General features: G+C 64.3%; 17 protein-coding genes. 7 read left to right on the top strand and 10 right to left on the bottom strand.

The window, feature by feature from the left end; translation table 11 throughout:
- Positions 1 to 170 precede the first annotated feature (170 nt).
- The 6 genes from pip to pqqA all read right to left on the bottom strand — a co-directional run bounded on the left by pip (position 171) and on the right by pqqA (position 4,898).
- Positions 171 to 1,160, bottom strand: coding sequence for a prolyl aminopeptidase (gene pip / locus QW863_RS28950; RefSeq protein ID WP_315718020.1), 990 nt, complete (start codon positions 1,158 to 1,160; stop codon positions 171 to 173).
- Positions 1,153 to 2,346 carry a pyrroloquinoline quinone biosynthesis protein PqqE gene (gene pqqE, locus QW863_RS28955; protein WP_315718021.1) on the bottom strand — a complete coding sequence of 398 codons (1,194 nt, stop codon included), beginning with the start codon at positions 2,344 to 2,346 and terminating at the stop codon, positions 1,153 to 1,155. Before pqqE ends, pip begins: the two co-directional genes overlap by 8 nt.
- On the bottom strand, positions 2,343 to 2,651 hold the full coding sequence (pqqD, locus tag QW863_RS28960; protein ID WP_315718023.1) for a pyrroloquinoline quinone biosynthesis peptide chaperone PqqD: 309 nt from the start codon (positions 2,649 to 2,651) through the stop codon (positions 2,343 to 2,345). The genes pqqE and pqqD overlap by 4 nt, the downstream gene beginning before the upstream one ends.
- Before the next feature lie 245 nt (positions 2,652 to 2,896).
- Positions 2,897 to 3,652 carry a pyrroloquinoline-quinone synthase PqqC gene (pqqC, locus tag QW863_RS28965; protein WP_409977980.1) on the bottom strand — a complete coding sequence of 252 codons (756 nt, stop codon included), beginning with the start codon at positions 3,650 to 3,652 and terminating at the stop codon, positions 2,897 to 2,899.
- Between the two features lie 20 nt (positions 3,653 to 3,672).
- A complete protein-coding gene (gene pqqB / locus QW863_RS28970; protein WP_315718025.1) occupies positions 3,673 to 4,602 on the bottom strand; it encodes a pyrroloquinoline quinone biosynthesis protein PqqB in 930 nt (309 codons plus the stop codon).
- 215 nt (positions 4,603 to 4,817) lie between these two features.
- Entirely contained in the window at positions 4,818 to 4,898 is an 81-nt protein-coding gene (gene pqqA, locus QW863_RS28975) for a pyrroloquinoline quinone precursor peptide PqqA (protein ID WP_012029362.1), read from the bottom strand.
- A 305-nt stretch (positions 4,899 to 5,203) separates the two neighbouring features.
- On the opposite strand from pqqA, the gene QW863_RS28980 reads away from it, so the two are divergent.
- Entirely contained in the window at positions 5,204 to 5,461 is a 258-nt protein-coding gene (locus tag QW863_RS28980; RefSeq protein WP_315718026.1) for a DUF6894 family protein, read from the top strand.
- Between the two features lie 54 nt (positions 5,462 to 5,515).
- Here the strand turns inward: QW863_RS28980 and QW863_RS28985 are convergent, their stop codons facing one another.
- Positions 5,516 to 5,950 (bottom strand): group III truncated hemoglobin, encoded by a 435-nt coding sequence (locus QW863_RS28985; RefSeq protein WP_315718027.1) that lies wholly within the window; start codon positions 5,948 to 5,950, stop codon positions 5,516 to 5,518.
- A gap of 80 nt (positions 5,951 to 6,030) precedes the next feature.
- Positions 6,031 to 7,134, bottom strand: a complete 1,104-nt coding sequence (locus QW863_RS28990; RefSeq protein ID WP_315718028.1) for a lactonase family protein — start codon at positions 7,132 to 7,134, stop codon at positions 6,031 to 6,033.
- 364 nt (positions 7,135 to 7,498) lie between these two features.
- On the opposite strand from QW863_RS28990, the gene QW863_RS28995 reads away from it, so the two are divergent.
- The 4 genes from QW863_RS28995 (at position 7,499) to QW863_RS29010 (ending at position 11,078) form a co-directional block, all read left to right on the top strand.
- A complete protein-coding gene (locus tag QW863_RS28995; RefSeq protein WP_315718029.1) occupies positions 7,499 to 8,893 on the top strand; it encodes an amidase family protein in 1,395 nt (464 codons plus the stop codon).
- On the top strand, positions 8,893 to 9,369 hold the full coding sequence (locus tag QW863_RS29000) for a glutathione peroxidase (RefSeq protein ID WP_315718030.1): 477 nt from the start codon (positions 8,893 to 8,895) through the stop codon (positions 9,367 to 9,369). Before QW863_RS28995 ends, QW863_RS29000 begins: the two co-directional genes overlap by 1 nt.
- Positions 9,366 to 9,620 (top strand): DUF3297 family protein, encoded by a 255-nt coding sequence (locus tag QW863_RS29005; RefSeq protein WP_315718031.1) that lies wholly within the window; start codon positions 9,366 to 9,368, stop codon positions 9,618 to 9,620. The genes QW863_RS29000 and QW863_RS29005 overlap by 4 nt, the downstream gene beginning before the upstream one ends.
- 402 nt (positions 9,621 to 10,022) lie before the next feature.
- Positions 10,023 to 11,078, top strand: coding sequence for a hypothetical protein (locus tag QW863_RS29010; RefSeq protein WP_315718032.1), 1,056 nt, complete (start codon positions 10,023 to 10,025; stop codon positions 11,076 to 11,078).
- A gap of 186 nt (positions 11,079 to 11,264) precedes the next feature.
- On the opposite strand, the gene QW863_RS29015 is transcribed toward QW863_RS29010, so the two are convergent.
- The gene (locus QW863_RS29015; protein WP_315718033.1) at positions 11,265 to 11,501 is read right to left on the bottom strand and encodes a hypothetical protein; all 237 of its coding nucleotides are present in this window, start codon (positions 11,499 to 11,501) and stop codon (positions 11,265 to 11,267) included.
- Between the two features lie 923 nt (positions 11,502 to 12,424).
- Between QW863_RS29015 and QW863_RS29020 the strand changes: the two genes are divergently transcribed.
- Complete coding sequence (locus QW863_RS29020; RefSeq protein ID WP_315718034.1) at positions 12,425 to 12,652, top strand: hypothetical protein; 228 nt, start codon at positions 12,425 to 12,427, stop codon at positions 12,650 to 12,652.
- 46 nt (positions 12,653 to 12,698) lie between these two features.
- On the opposite strand, the gene QW863_RS29025 is transcribed toward QW863_RS29020, so the two are convergent.
- Positions 12,699 to 13,778 carry a serine hydrolase gene (locus QW863_RS29025; RefSeq protein WP_315718035.1) on the bottom strand — a complete coding sequence of 360 codons (1,080 nt, stop codon included), beginning with the start codon at positions 13,776 to 13,778 and terminating at the stop codon, positions 12,699 to 12,701.
- A 239-nt stretch (positions 13,779 to 14,017) separates the two neighbouring features.
- Between QW863_RS29025 and QW863_RS29030 the strand changes: the two genes are divergently transcribed.
- Positions 14,018 to 14,434 carry an SRPBCC family protein gene (locus QW863_RS29030; RefSeq protein ID WP_315718037.1) on the top strand — a complete coding sequence of 139 codons (417 nt, stop codon included), beginning with the start codon at positions 14,018 to 14,020 and terminating at the stop codon, positions 14,432 to 14,434.
- Positions 14,435 to 14,492: the final 58 nt, after the last annotated feature.

Raw genomic sequence — 14,492 nt, forward strand, 5'->3', positions numbered from 1 at the left:
ATGTCCTTGTTCAGCGGCCAATCCTCATGGTGAGGGCGTCACTTGGCGCGTCTCCCGGACAATGCTGCGCATTGCCTGGTGAACCATGAGGCGGGGGATGTCTGGGGCCTCATCCTTTGAGACGCCATGCTGCGCATGGCTCCTCAGGATCAGGAGAGATGACCATGTGTTTAAGGCGCAGTCGTGCGCGTCGCCATATCGCAGATGGCTTTCATGACCGCATCGCGGATGCCGGGATCATAAAGATTGTGACCTGCGGCTTCGACGACACGGATTTCGGCGTCGCGCCAGATTTCGGCCAGGCGCGCGGAGGTGGAGGGCGGACAGAGCAGGTCATAGCGGCCCTGCACGATGATTCCGGGAATCCCGCTCAGCCTGCTCGCATCCCGCAGCAACTGGCCTTTCGCCATGAAGCTGTCCTGCGAGAAGTAATGCGCCTCCATGAACGGCGTCGCCGGCAAGGCTGTGCCGGAGCGGATGGCGAGCCGATCCAGATGGGCGCGGGCGGGTTTGATCTCGGACAGCGCCCGCTCGGTGTCGTGCCAGGCGCGCGCAGCCGGGCCATGAATCGCCGGATCGGGATCGAGGATGCGGCGGAAATAGGCGTCGCACGGGTTGGCGCGTTCGTTCTCCGGCAGCATTTCCAGGAAGTCGCGGTGCAGGGCAGGGTGAAAGCGCGCCAGCGTCTCGCCGAAGGCCGTCTCCACTTCCGCACGGGTGCCGAGGAACGTCGCTCGCAGCACCAGCCCCGTGACGCGCGTCGGGTGCGCCTGCGTATAAGCCAGCGCCAAGGTGGCGCCCCAGGAGCCGCCGGCGACGATCCAGCGGTCGAAACCGAACTTTTCGCGGATCGCCTCCATGTCCGCGATCAGGTCGGGCAGGGTGTTGTTGTCGCGGCTGCGCGCAGGACGCGAGCGGCCGGCGCCGCGCTGGTCGAACAGCACGGCATGGAAGCGCTCGGGATCGAACAGGCGGCGGTGATCCGGCTGGCATCCGGAGCCCGGCCCACCATGCAGATAGACGGCGGGGATGCCGGCGGCGCAGCCGCTGCTCTCGACGTAGATCTGGTGACCGCCGGAGACATCTAGCCATTCCGACGTCAGCGGCGCGAACGGATCGCTGCGGCGCGCGGAGGCGCGGCCGGCTTCGGCGTCAGGCATCATTGCTCTCGGGCGTGCCGCCGGCGAAGTTGCGATAGAGGAAGCGGTCCTTGCCCGAGGCCGCGTCACGCTCGGCCTGCTTGAAGATGCTCTCGTGCAGCGGCGACAGCGTGCAGGCCGGATCGGTATTCCCCGCATCGCCGGTCAGCGCGAACGCCTGGCAACGGCAGCCGCCGAAATCGATCTCGCGGAACTCGCAGGATTTGCACGGCTCCTTCATCCAGCCGGTGCCACGGTAGCGGTTGAAGGCCTCGGAGTTCTGCCAGATCCAGGCGATCGAATGGTTCGACCGCACGGACATGAAGTCGAGCCCGGTGATGCTCTCGGCAGCGTGGCAGGGCAGGATCTTGCCCGAGGGAGAGATGTTGAAGAACTGCCGGCCCCAGCCGCCCATGCACTTCTTCGGCCGCAGCGCGTAGTAGTCCGGCACGACGTAGTCGATCGTCAGCGTGCCCTTCAGCCGCTCGCGCGCCTCTTCGACCAGACGGTCGGTCTCCTCCAACTGGGCATAGGTCGGCATCAGGCTGGCGCGATTCTTCAGCGCCCAGCCGTAATATTGCACGTTGGCGACCTCGAGCCGGTCGGCATCGAGATCGACCGCCATCTGGATGATGTCGGGCAGCTGATGCAGGTTCTGCCGGTGCATCACGGCGTTGACCGTCAGCGGCAGGTCGAGCTCGCGGGTCCAGCGCGCGACCTCGAGCTTCTTGACGTGGCCGCCCTTGTAGCCGCCGACGCGGTCGGCGATGCCGGCCTCGCTGCCCTGGAAGCTGATCTGGACATGGGACAGCCCGGCATCGGCCAGCTCCTTCAGCCGCTCCCGCGTCAGCAGCACGGCCGAGGTGATCAGGTTGGTGTAGAGGCCGACGTCGTTGGCATGCTGCACCAGCTCGACCAGATCCTTGCGCGCGGTCGGCTCGCCGCCGGAGAAGTGGATCTGCAGCACGCCGATCTCGGCGAGCTCGGACAGCACCTTCTTCCATTCCGTGGTGGTCAGCTCCTGTCCGGCGCGATCTAGCTCCAGCGGGTTGGAGCAATAGGGGCATTGCAGCGGACAGCGATGCGTGAGTTCGAGCAGTACGGCGAGCGGAATGCCGTAGGTTTCGGCCACGGAACCGCGTCGCTCCAGCACGGCGAGGCCGTCATTGCTGTCGACGGGCGGTGAGGTGTCGGTCAGCTCGGTCATGATGTCGTCTCCCGAACCTCGGTCAGGAATCCCTTGTCGGCGAGATCCTGCAGCATGGCAACCACATCGGTCGCGATGACGTCGCGAGGCGCGGCATATTTCGCCGCGAGCTCGTCGATGATATCAGCAACGCTGCGCGCGCCATCGCACAGCTTGAGCACCTCGACTGAGATCTCGTCCGGCGCCAGCACGCGCTCCGGCGCCAGGATCACCCAGACCTGCCGGGTCTCGTCGAACTTCAGCTTGGCATGCCGCGGCAGCACCACGCGGCTGGTCTCGGCAACTTGGATGTGACGCGGGGCCATGGCGGGTCTCTAGCCGATGATTGTTGCGTTCTGTCCGATGCCGCGGCATCGGCGGTGCCCACCCTCCCCTGGAGGGGGAGGGTCGTTGCGCATCGCCCGCGATGCGCAACGGGGTGGGGTGATCTCTCCATACGCACCGCGGCAGGTGGCTTCACCCCACCCCGCCTCGCGCTTTGCGCGAGCCGACCCTCCCCCTCCAGGGGAGGGTGGCACCGGTACCCTTGAGAGAGCCGCGAAGACCACGCTCAGCCCTCCTTCGGCACGAAGGCGCCGGGCGGGATGTGGCCCTCGACATAGGCATGATACAGCGCGTCGAGCTGCACCCACAGCACGTTGGTCTTGAAGATCAGCGCGTTGCACACGGCGGCGCGCTGCTCCGGCGTGGTGGCGTGCTCCTTGACGTAATGCAGCGCGAAGTTCGCGTCGCGCGGCGCCTGGGTGAGACGGCGCTTGAAGTAGCTCATGGTGTCGTTGTTGACGAAATCGTAGTGCTCGAGCATGCCCGAGATGCGCTCTTCATGGATGCTCGGCGCGAACAGCTCGGTCAGCGACGAGGCGATCGCCTCCAGCGGCGAGCGGTCGCGGCAGAAATGCACATAGGCTTCGACCGCGAAGCGGGTGGCCGGCAGGATGCCTTCGGTCGATTCGACGTAGGCCGTGTCGAGGCCGAGGCCTTCGGTCAGTTTGATCCAGCGCTCGATGCCGCCCTCGCTGCCGACATCGCCATCATGATCCTCGATGCGGTGCCGCCATTCCAGCCGCGTGGCGCGGTCGCGGAAGCGCGTCATCACCATCGCGTCCTTCAGCGGGATCGTCGACTGGTAGTAGTAGCGGTTGAGCGCCCAGGCCTGCACCTGGCCCTTGTTGAGCTTGCCGCCGTGCAGCAGCTTATGAAACGGGTGGTGGTTGTGATAGCGCGTCGCGCCGATATGGCGAAGTGCTGCTTCCAATTCGCTTGCACTGTTCAGCGTCACGCCGCGTCCGATCGACAGCGCCGTCATTCCGCTCAGATTGACCTCACTCACAGTACGATCTCCATCCCTTCAGCGGGGATTTCCCATCCCTCGCGTTCCAACGTTTGCCGCTCGGGTGAGGCGTGCAGCCACGCCGGATTGGAGTTGTTGATGTGCAGGAAGACCTTCCTGCCGATCGCGAGGTCCGCCAGCTGCTTGATCGCGCCGCTTTCTCCGGACATCGCGATATGTCCCATGCTCTGCCCGGTCTTGTTGCCGAGTCCGGCCTGGATCATCTCGTCGTCGCGCCACACCGTGCCGTCGAACAGCACCAAGGGCGCGCCCCTCAATCTCGTTCTCAGATCATCGTCCACGCCGGCACAGGCGGCGATGACGTAGCAATATTGCCCGCCTTCGAGATCGGCGATCTTCAGGCCCAGCGTGTCGCCGGTCGAGGAGCTGCCGCCGGGATGCTGCTTGTCGCGCAGATACCACGCGCTCGTTCCCGAGACGGCGAAGGCCGTGATCTCCAGGCCCGAGGGCCGGCCGTCCTGCAGCAGCGGCCGGAACGGTACGTCGATCACGATCGGCACGCGCTTGACGGTCTCGTCCTTCAGCACATCGAAGATGTTGTTCGATCTGAGGATCGCAAGCACCTTGGGGTGCGCATGGATCGAGAAAGGTGAACTCTCGCGCATCGACAGCAGCCCCGTGACCGCGTCGATCTCGCCATTGGTCAGGATCACGCCGGCGATCGGACTGTGGCGCAGGGCGCCGGGCTTCGGATGCAGTTGCGGCGTGCGGGTAACCTGCTGGCGCAGATCGGGCGAGGCGTTGATCAGGAACCAGTTGGCGCCATCAGCGCTGACCGCGACCGAGGCCTGGCTGTTGCTGATCTCGGGATGATCGGTGCGCGCGGCACGGCACACGGCGCAGCCGCAATTCCACTGTGGCACTCCACCGCCTGCGGCGGCGCCCAGGACGACGAGGCGAAGCATGAGCCGTCTCCTGGAATTCAGCTGTGGTGGCGCACGCGATTACCAGCGGCAGGATCTCCGACAGGCAGGCTGACCAACGGTCAGGACCGCCCGCAGGGAAGGTGACGAGGGTGGGACATCCGACCAGCGTACGGGCTGGCACATACGCAGTCGCTGATCCCCACCCTCAAGCGTCGACGTCCTGATCGCCGAGACCTGGACGTCACACCCGCGAATTATTTGCGGGCCGCGCAGGCGTACATGTTGATTTCCATGCCGACCGGCACTTCAACGATCTTCGGTGCTTTCCAGGCCATTGTCCTCTCCTTCAAGTCGGGACGGTTATCGTCCTCAGCAATAAACTACCGTGCTACGAAAAGTTCGCCAGTGGAATCTTTTTGTTTGAGCCTCTCAGGCCTGTTTATTGCAGTGCGAAGTTGCAGATGCGAGTTGCTGCCGTTTTCGTCGGAACGAGCCGTGAAAACAACGAATTCGTGATCGATGGCTTCGCAACACCGTTCAATTCGGTCCCTAGCTTGGGGGGCTGAGCTGGCCGGATAAAGCAGTCGTGAGATGTTCGAGACTTCAAAACCCCAGCGCGCGACCCCATTGGAAGCTGATGATGCCTAGATATTTCTTCAACACACGGATCGGCGAGGAACTGGTCTCCGACACCGACGGCGAGGTGCTGCGCAGTCCCGACCGCGCCTGGGAAGTCGCGCGCGACATGATCAAGGAACTGCTGCGGACCGAAGGCGGCAACGCGGCGCTGATGACGGCCGTCATCGAGGTGACCGACGAGGACGGTGAGATCGTGCTGGAGTTCCCGTTCTCCGAAGCGATCTTCAACATGCCGGCGCAATCGATGACGCGCCATTGAGCGCAGAACGGCCGCATGGCCGTTTCCCGAACGCCCGCGTGCTTGCGGCCGAGATCAGACCGAATGGCGCGGGCGCGCGATGTCGCCGCGCGTGCTGGCGATGCCCATCTCGAAACTGTCGGCGATGCGGCGGGCGCGGACGATGAAGAGCTCCGCGAGCTCCGGCGCGAGCAGGTCCTTCGCCGTCGCCTCGAACAGTTGCAGCCAGCGGTCGAAATGCGGCCCCTGCAACGATAGCAACAGATGCGGCCGCATCGGCGCGCCGCTGTAGCGGCCGGTCTTCAGGAACATCGACGACCAGAAATCGCTGATCCTGCCGATATGGTCGTCCCAATCCTCCACGGTACGGTTGAAGATCGGGCCGATCAGCTCGTCCTCCCTTGCGCGCCCGTAGAAGGTCTCGACCAGCAGGCGGATCGAGGCGTCGTCGAGTTCCGGATGTTGAACTGCGAGGGGATGGCGGTCAGGCTGGGCGGCAGGCATCGTCATGGCGTTGCATATAGGCACTCGCAGCGCCGATGGAAACGCCGGGCCGCCACGTCCGATCTCGTGGCGGCCCTGTCGTTCGCTCACGGCAGGCTGACGAACTCCACCCAGTTCGGCTTCTTGCCCACGGCGTAGGATTTCGGGCTCGTGAGCGCGCCGCTGGCCGGGTCGATCCGATACACCGTCATCCCGTTCGACACTTCGCCGACGGCGGCGAGATAGCGCCCGGTGGGATCGATGGCGAAGCCGCGTGGCTGGGTCTCGGTCGGCACGCTGCCGATCAGGCTCACGCGCCCGCTGGCCGCATCGACCTTGAAGCCGGCAATCGTGTTCGAGCCTCGCTCCGAGGCGTAGAGGAACTTGCCATCCGGCGTCACGTGCAGATCGGCCGCCCAGGGCTTGCCGGTGAAGCCTGAGGGCAGGGCGGTGGTGCGCTGCTGCTCGCTCCAGGTGCCGTTCTCCGCGTCATAGGCATAGACCGCGAGATCCGCGTTGAGCTCGTGCAGAAGGTAGATGAACTTGCCGTTCGGGTGGAAGATGAAGTGGCGCGGCCCTGACTTCTCCGGCGTCTTCACCGTCAGCGCCTCCCTGGCCGTCAGCGTGCCCGTCGCGGCGTCGAAGGCGAAGCCGAGCACCTGGTCGGAGCCGAGATTGGTCGCGAACACGAAGCGGTTGTCGGGCGAGGGCAGGAAGGCGTGGGCGTTCAGCCCGGTCGGGATCACCTGGCTCGGCGCCGCGACGACGCCATTGGCCTGGATCGGATTCACCGCCACCTTGTTGCCGCCATAGGAGGCGCTGAACAGCACCTTGCCGGTGCGGTCGAAGGCGATGTTGGCCATGCTGTCGGCGAGCGGGCCGTTGCCGATGTGGCTGAGCTGACCGGTCTTGGCATCGATCGCAAAGCTCTCGGCCTGGAACGGCTGCGAGCGGATTCCGGCGATCAGCACCGTCTTGTCCGGGCTGACCGCGAGCGGGGTCGACGAGCCCGGCTTGTCGACGCCGACGAAGGAAGCCGTCTGCGCCGGGGTCATCTCGCCGGTGGAAGCATCGAACTTGAAGACGCTGATGTCGTTGCTGTCGGCGTTGCCGACATAGGCATAGGTCTCGGCGTGGCCCGCGCGCGGCGCCAGCGTTGCTGCAGCGGCGAGAACGAATGTTGCGGCCATGATGGTGCCCGGTCTGATCATGTGGTTTCCCCCTTTTGTGATGTGCTTGCTTCAGGTCTTAAAGTCGAACGTGAAGCTTGACCAAGCCTGATTCCGGATCGATCGATGCAGGATGGGTATTGATCGCGACCGCACTTCGCACCCCTAACACGCGGCCAGTTTGTCTCTCCGTCATGCCCGGGCTTGTCCCGGGCATCCACGTCGGTCCACGCGCGCTGCACGACGTGGATGGCCGGGACAAGCCCGGCCATGACGAGGAGGCGAGGGCGAGTGCAACAAGACCCATGCGGTTTGCTGCCGAAGCTATGCTGGAGTGCCGCGCCGCGACGGCTTTCTCCCGACAAGTGCTCGCGCTAGAACAAGCCCCGTCACCACGGAGTTCCCCATGACCGATCTCTGGCGCCTGCCGGCTGCCGACCTCGCCGCCCTCATCAAGTCGAAGCAGGTCTCCGCCCGCGATGCCGCGACCGCGGCGCTGGCGCGGCTCGATGCGGTGAACCCCGCGATCAACGCCGTGATCGACCATCGCCCCGAGGACGTGCTGCAACAGGCCGACGCCATCGACTCCCGGCTGGCGCGCGGCGAGGATCCGGGGCCTCTCGCCGGCGTTCCGGTGACGATCAAGGTCAATGTCGACCAGGCCGGCTTCGCCACCACCAACGGCCTCAATCTGCAGAAGGACGCGATCGCCTCGGCTCACAATCCGGTCGTCAACAACCTGGTCAAGGCCGGTGCCGTGCTGCTCGGCCGCACCAACACCCCGGCGGTGTCCTATCGCTGGTTCACCAGCAACCTCATCCACGGCCACACCAAGAACCCACGCGACCCCGGCATCACGCCGGGCGGCTCCTCGGGCGGCGCAGGATCGGCCACCGCGGCGGGCATCGGCCATATCGGGCATGGCACCGACATCGCCGGCTCCGTCCGCTATCCCGCCTATGCCTGCGGCATCCACGGCCTGCGCCCGACGGTCGGCCGCATCCCGGCCTTCAATACACAGTTCCCCGAGCGCCCGATCGGCCCGCAGATCAGCGCCGTCTCCGGCCCGCTCGCCCGCACGGTCAACGACGTCAGGATCGCGCTGGCCGCGATGTCGGCGCGCGACGTCCGCGATGTCTGGTGGATGCCGGTGCCGCTCGAGGGCCCGCCGCTGCCGAAGCGCGTCACCCTCTGCGTCAACCCGGACGGGCTGAACCCGGTGCCGGAGGTCGTGGCCGCCTTGCGCGATGCCGCCAAGCGGCTCGAAGCCGCCGGCTGGACCGTCGAGGAGATCGCGGACACGCCGCCGATGCAGGAGGCCGCGCTGCTGCAGACCCGTCTCTGGCTCGGCGACGGCTACGAGGCGCAACTCGCAGCGGCCGAGAAGGAGGGCGACCCGGGAGCGCTGGCCTGCCTGCGCGGCGTCAGTGACAAGGTTCACCCATTCGACCTGTCGCAGACGCTCGCGCGCCGCGCCGCGCTGACCCGGCAATGGCTCCTGTTCATGGAGCAGCATCCGCTGCTGCTGATGCCGGTGTCGGGCATGCTGCCGTTCGCCGATCAGCTCGACCGCAAGGACGAGGAGTCGTTCCAGCAGGTCTGGCACGCCCAGCTCACGCAGATCGCGATTCCGTTCTTCGGCCTGCCGGGCCTGACGGTCTCGACCGGCATGGTCGGCCGCGTCCCGGTCGGCGTCCAGCTGGTCGGCCAGCGCTTTCGCGAGGACGCGTGCCTTCTCGCTGGCGAAGCGATCGAGGCTGGCGGTACCCCGGCTTCGCCGATCGATCCGGTGATGGGCTGATGGCCGGCATCTATGATTTCACCGCGACCTCGCTGAAGGGCGAGGAGGTGCCGCTGAAGCGCTTCGCAGGCCAAGTGCTGCTGATCGTCAACACCGCCAGCGCCTGCGGCTTCACGCCGCAATATCGCGGCCTCGAGGCGCTGCACCGCGCCTATGCGGACAGGGGCTTTGCCGTGCTCGGATTTCCCTGTAACCAGTTCGGCGCCCAGGAGCCCGGCACGGCCGAGGAGATCGGCGCGTTCTGCGCCGGCAAGTACGACGTCACCTTCCCGCTGTTTGCGAAGATCGACGTCAACGGTACCGATGCACATCCGCTCTACAAGTTCCTGAAGGGCGAGAAGACCGGCCTCTTGGGCTCGGCGATCAAATGGAATTTCACCAAATTCCTGGTCGATCGCCATGGGAATGTGGTGTCGCGCCATGCGCCGACCACCACGCCCGAGGCGTTGAAGAAAGAGATCGAGGCACTGCTGTGAGCGACAACGAGACGACTGCGACCCCATTTCCTGACCGGCTGTCGGTCGATCCGAAGAGCCCCTATTACAATGCGGAGATCCTGTCGCGCGACGTCGGCATCCGCTTCAAGGGCGCCGAGAAGACCAATGTCGAGGAATACTGCATCAGCGAAGGCTGGATCCGCGTCGCCGCGGGGAATGCCAAGGACCGCCACGGCAACCCGCTGACCATCAAGGTCCACGGCCCGGTCGAGCCGTATTTCAAGGATTGAGGCGACTGCGCTGCGGGCCTCTGGTGGTCGTATCCGCCAACCTCTGGCCTCAGCGATGAGGCAAACCGCCAACCCAGGACTCGTCATGCCCGGGCCTGTCCCGGGCATCCCCGTCGTCATTCCAGGCGCACGACATGGATGGCCGGGACAAGCCCGGCCATGACGGTGTGGAGAAGGGCGGGGTCGAAGCAGCTTTAGCCCCCGCGTCGCGATGGGTAGTTTAGAACGTTGGTCGTAGATATTTGAGCGTCGTTCAAAATTATATTGAACGTCGCTCACATTCCGCTACACTCACCCATATCCGCCCCGTCGGCACCGGTCCCGACGCGCGACGTCCCCAGACGTTTGCGCGATCGGACCCCTGCGTGCCGTCTCCCGGCGGGGTCACAGAGGGTAATGACGATGGCCTATTCGGAACAAGATCTGCGCGCCGCCGCCGGGGCAGGCGCGATCGGACCCGACGAGTTGCAGCGGTTGCTGACCTACCTCGAGCAACAGGCGAAGGCGGGTCCGGCGGCGCACGCCAAATTCGATGCCGCGCATCTGCTCTGGTACGCCGGCGCGCTGATCGTGATCGGCGCCATGGGCCTGTTCTCGACGGTGGCCTTCTCGCAGATGGGGGGCCGCGCCCTGACGGCCTGCGCGCTCGCCTATGCCGCCGCGTTCGGCTTCGCCGGCGACCACCTCTGGCGCCGGAGCTTGCGCGTCCCCGGCGGCCTGCTGATCGCCATCGCCGTGTCGATGGCGCCGCTCGCCGTCTACGGCGTCCAAGCCGAATTCGGCTGGTGGGGCAAGTTCGGCAAGCCCGGCACGGTTCATGACTTCTACGTCTGGATCAAGGGCAGTTGGCTGTTCATGGAGATCGCCACCATCGCGGCGGGCGCGATCGCGCTGCGCTTCTATCGCGTGCCCTTCATCGTCGCGATCATGTCGGTCGCGCTGTGGTTCATGTCGATGGACCTCACGCCCTGGATCTTCAACGTCGGCCATTTCGACTGGGAGATGCGCCGCATCGTCTCGATCTGGTTCGGCCTCGGCATTCTCGCGGTGGCGTGGATCGTCGACTACAACAGCCACAGCCGCGACTTCGGCTTCTGGATGCACTTGTTCGGCCTGATGGCCTTCTGGGGCGGCGTCAGCGCCACCGAAGGCGCCACCGAGCTCGGCAAGGCGATCTACTGCCTGCTGAACGTCGGCCTGCTTGCGATCGCCGTCATCATCGTCCGCCGCGCCTACGCCGTCTTCGGCGCGATCGGCATCACGATGTATCTCGGCCACCTCGCCGACGTCGTCTTCAAGGACTCGCTGCTGTTCCCGTTCGCACTGTCGCTGATCGGCATCGCCGTGGTCGCGGTGGGGCTGGCGTATCACCGGAAGCAGGGGGCGATTGCGGAATGGCTGGCCGCCAATTTGCCGGCGTCGGTGTTGCGGCTGCGACCGCAGGGCGCGGTGGAATAACGCTTGGACGCCTCTGAGCGCGCCTCCGTCCTTCGAGACGCCCACGGTCGGCGGGCTCCTCAGGACGAGGTCCGTATCGGCAGCGACAGCATAAACCCTCATGGTGAGGAGCGCCGCTCGCGGCGCGTCTCGAACCATGAGGCCCTAGCACGCGCAACTTGCGCCGCGAGCGGACCTCGACGAAGTTCACCGTGCTGTTGTTACGATGAACCCTTCGCTCCGAGCATCTTTGTCGAGTTCATATTCGTCGACATGGAAGTAGTTTGGATAGTCACGAAAGCCTTCGAATTGAATCTTGCGCTTTCTTGCGGCATCCGCTTCGGCAGCGCTGCTGTAAACCCCGATCAGTTTGTTATCAGCGCAGTCGTCATCGAGACGGTCGGCAGTTGGCCGCATATGCCAGAGCAGGAAAACGCTACCCATTGAACGGTTCTCCTGGCATCTAGCCCTTATTTGGAAGGGAGTCGCGACTACGGTGTGAAAGCTGCGATCAGGACTGCCGAGACGAATATTGTCGAAGAGATCAGGAAGATCGCAATGTTGGCTCCTTTCCAGGCAATCAGTCGCGCTCGCAGATTTAGAGTCCAAACGCTGTGGCCCGCGGCCTCAAGTTGCTTCGCGGTCCTGACGTTGCTCCACATCCCGCCGCACCACGCCAGCAGGGCGACTACACTCCAAAAAATAGTGCGCATTTTGCGGTTCCGGGGTCGTTCTACACCAGATGCGGCCTGCAGAATTCCTCACATGTTCCGAATTGCAGTGAATGTCCCGAGTGCAAGAGCCACACTGAGTGCCCATTCATGTGGAGTTACCCTAAGCCACGGGACCAAAGGCCGTACAGAACGGCCGGTGTCGAACACCAGACGAAAAAATAAAAGATCAGTCTAAGAAGGTCGTTGTCATTGCGCCGGTAGAAGGAATGGTCCGGATTGGATGTCTGCTTCTCCTCCTGAACCAAAATGCGAAACCGCCATGCAAACACAAGCGTTCCAACCAAAATCCAAATTTGCAGCAGAATGGAGAACCAGGGGATCATTAGCGTTTCTCAGATGCTGCCCGATCTGCGAACCCAAGAGGGGCTACCTGCAATCGAACGTATGTTGGTCATGTTATACGTGTTTTTGCGCGCAAACGAAGCGGCTTGGCGGTCGGTTGAATAAGGCGAAATCATATAATGAAGTTTCGCTAAACGTTGAGCCTTAAATCGAAAGACTGGGATTTTGCGGTTACGGTGACGCTGCATAAAACTGTTCGTCGAGATCGGCGATGTGGCCGCGCTCCCCCGCGGTCCTTGCTTCGCGTCAGCCTGCTGCCGTCCTGGACGTCCATTTCATGAGTAAGGACTATTGATCACGCCGACTGGCACAGACGTCACGACGGAGCCGCTCACGCCCGAAGGCTTTGCGCCCTATGGCTGGGTGCTCGGCAAGCCCTGTCCGGAGGCGTCAGGCGCCATCGCCTTTAAATGCGCCGCGAGCACGTTCTGGCATGAGCATGATTTCAACGCGCGCGCAGGCGGCGAGGTCGAGGTGCTGCGGGTCACCTACCGGCCCGGATGTCGTCCAGCGCCGTGAGTTGGGGGCCGCGCTGCTACAACTCGAAATGTCGATGCGTACGAGGCTAGCCTACGCTCGCCAGAACGATTTCCCGGAGCACGCGAGTCGGCGGAATCCACTGGTCGTCGCTGCCGTAGTTTCCTGCCGTGAGGGCGATGACGAGCTGCAGCGCAGGGATGATGAACAGGCGCTGGCCGCCTTCGCCCTGTGCCATCCACATGCGCTCCAGGCGCCCGACCGCCCATCCCTTCGGCTTGCCGAAAGCTACATCGAGAAGAAACCATTGATAGTCGTAACGGCGAAGCTCGTCGGAGCTGACCACCGGCGTCGTGCAACGCGTGATCCATTCGGCGGGAACGATCTGTCGGCCATCGCACTGCCCGCCGGAGAGCATCAACGTTCCGATCCGCGAGAAGTCGCGGACCGACATCCGCGCGCCTGACGCCGCGAATGGCTCGCCGTCTGGTCCGGCTGCCCATTGTGTCGGCCCCATACCGAGCGGATCGAAAAGAAACTCGCGTGCAAAGTCATGCAGTGACTTGCCCGACCCCTTGGCGATCAAACGGGCGAGCAACGCGGTTGTTCCGCCGCAATAGGTCCAGTGCGCACCGGGCCTGTCGACGATCGGCCGCTCCAGAATGTAGCGATAGCGGTCGGGGGCGTCGTCCATAGCGATTTCGCTGTTGCGGGGATCGGCGTAAGGCAAGCTGCTCTCATCCCAATCCGTTCCCATGGTCATTGAGAGCGCGTGATGCACGGTCAAGCGCGAGCGATCCTCGTTGACGAGATCACGATATTCCGGGAATCCGGACAGCAGGCTCGCCTCCGGCGTCGGGACCTTGCCTTGCTGAAGAGCGATCCCATAAAGCAAGGCCACGATGCTCTTCGAGCAGGATCGCAGGTCGTGGAGCGTCTCCGCCGTAAACTTGACCGTCCCGAGATCGCCAACGCCTCTCTCGCGATCCTGGCCTTCAAAATAGCGCTCGACGATCAGCGTGCCGTTCTGCAGAACGACAAGGCCGTGGATGTTCCACACGCGCCGCTCAGCGAGCGCCTGATCGAGTCGCTGGGTGACGCCGGCTGCGAATGTGTCGGAATCGAATGCAGCCTGGTGCCCGCGCGCCGGCATGATCGGCGATCCCATGGCGGCTGCTCCTATGGCTGACAGGATCTGGCGACGAGTGGGCACTGCGACAACGTCCTCACCGGGATGTCGGCTTATATCAGCCGGGCACCTTCCGGTGAAGGTCGGTCTGACGGCCGGTGCAGCGACGCATCGAACGCTAAGGCTTGTCGGGATCGGCCAGTCTGGATCGTCCTTGGGCGGACACAACTCCTGCACAGCTGCAGTGGGACGTCAAAATCGAACTAGGAGCAATGTTCATGAGGATAACCGTCCAAACCAACGTCGCAGCCCCGATCGATCAGGTCTGGCGTGCCTATACGACGCCGGCCGACATCGTGAGGTGGAACGCGGCCTCCGACGATTGGCATACGACCAAGGCCACGGTCGACCTGAGAGAGGGCGGCGCGTTCTCGTCGCGGATGGAGGCCAAGGACGGCAGCATGGGCTTCGACTTTGCCGGGACCTACACGAAGATCGTCGAGCACAAGCTGATCGAATATGCCTTCGGCGACCGGAAGGCCGAGGTCCACTTCGAGCCCGGCCCGAAGGGCGTTGTCGTTCGCGTCGCGTTCGATGCCGAAACGACCCATTCCGTCGAGCAGCAGCAGGGCGGCTGGCAGGCCATTCTCGACAGCTTCGCGCGCCATGTGGAAGCGAAACGCAAGGCGTCGTGAGGGCGAGGGGGCCGAGGTCCCGGCGGGCGCCGCGAGCGGTGCCCGAATCTTTCACCTT

This window comes from Bradyrhizobium sp. SZCCHNR1017 (genome assembly GCF_032381375.1).
Lineage (GTDB): Bacteria > Pseudomonadota > Alphaproteobacteria > Rhizobiales > Xanthobacteraceae > Bradyrhizobium.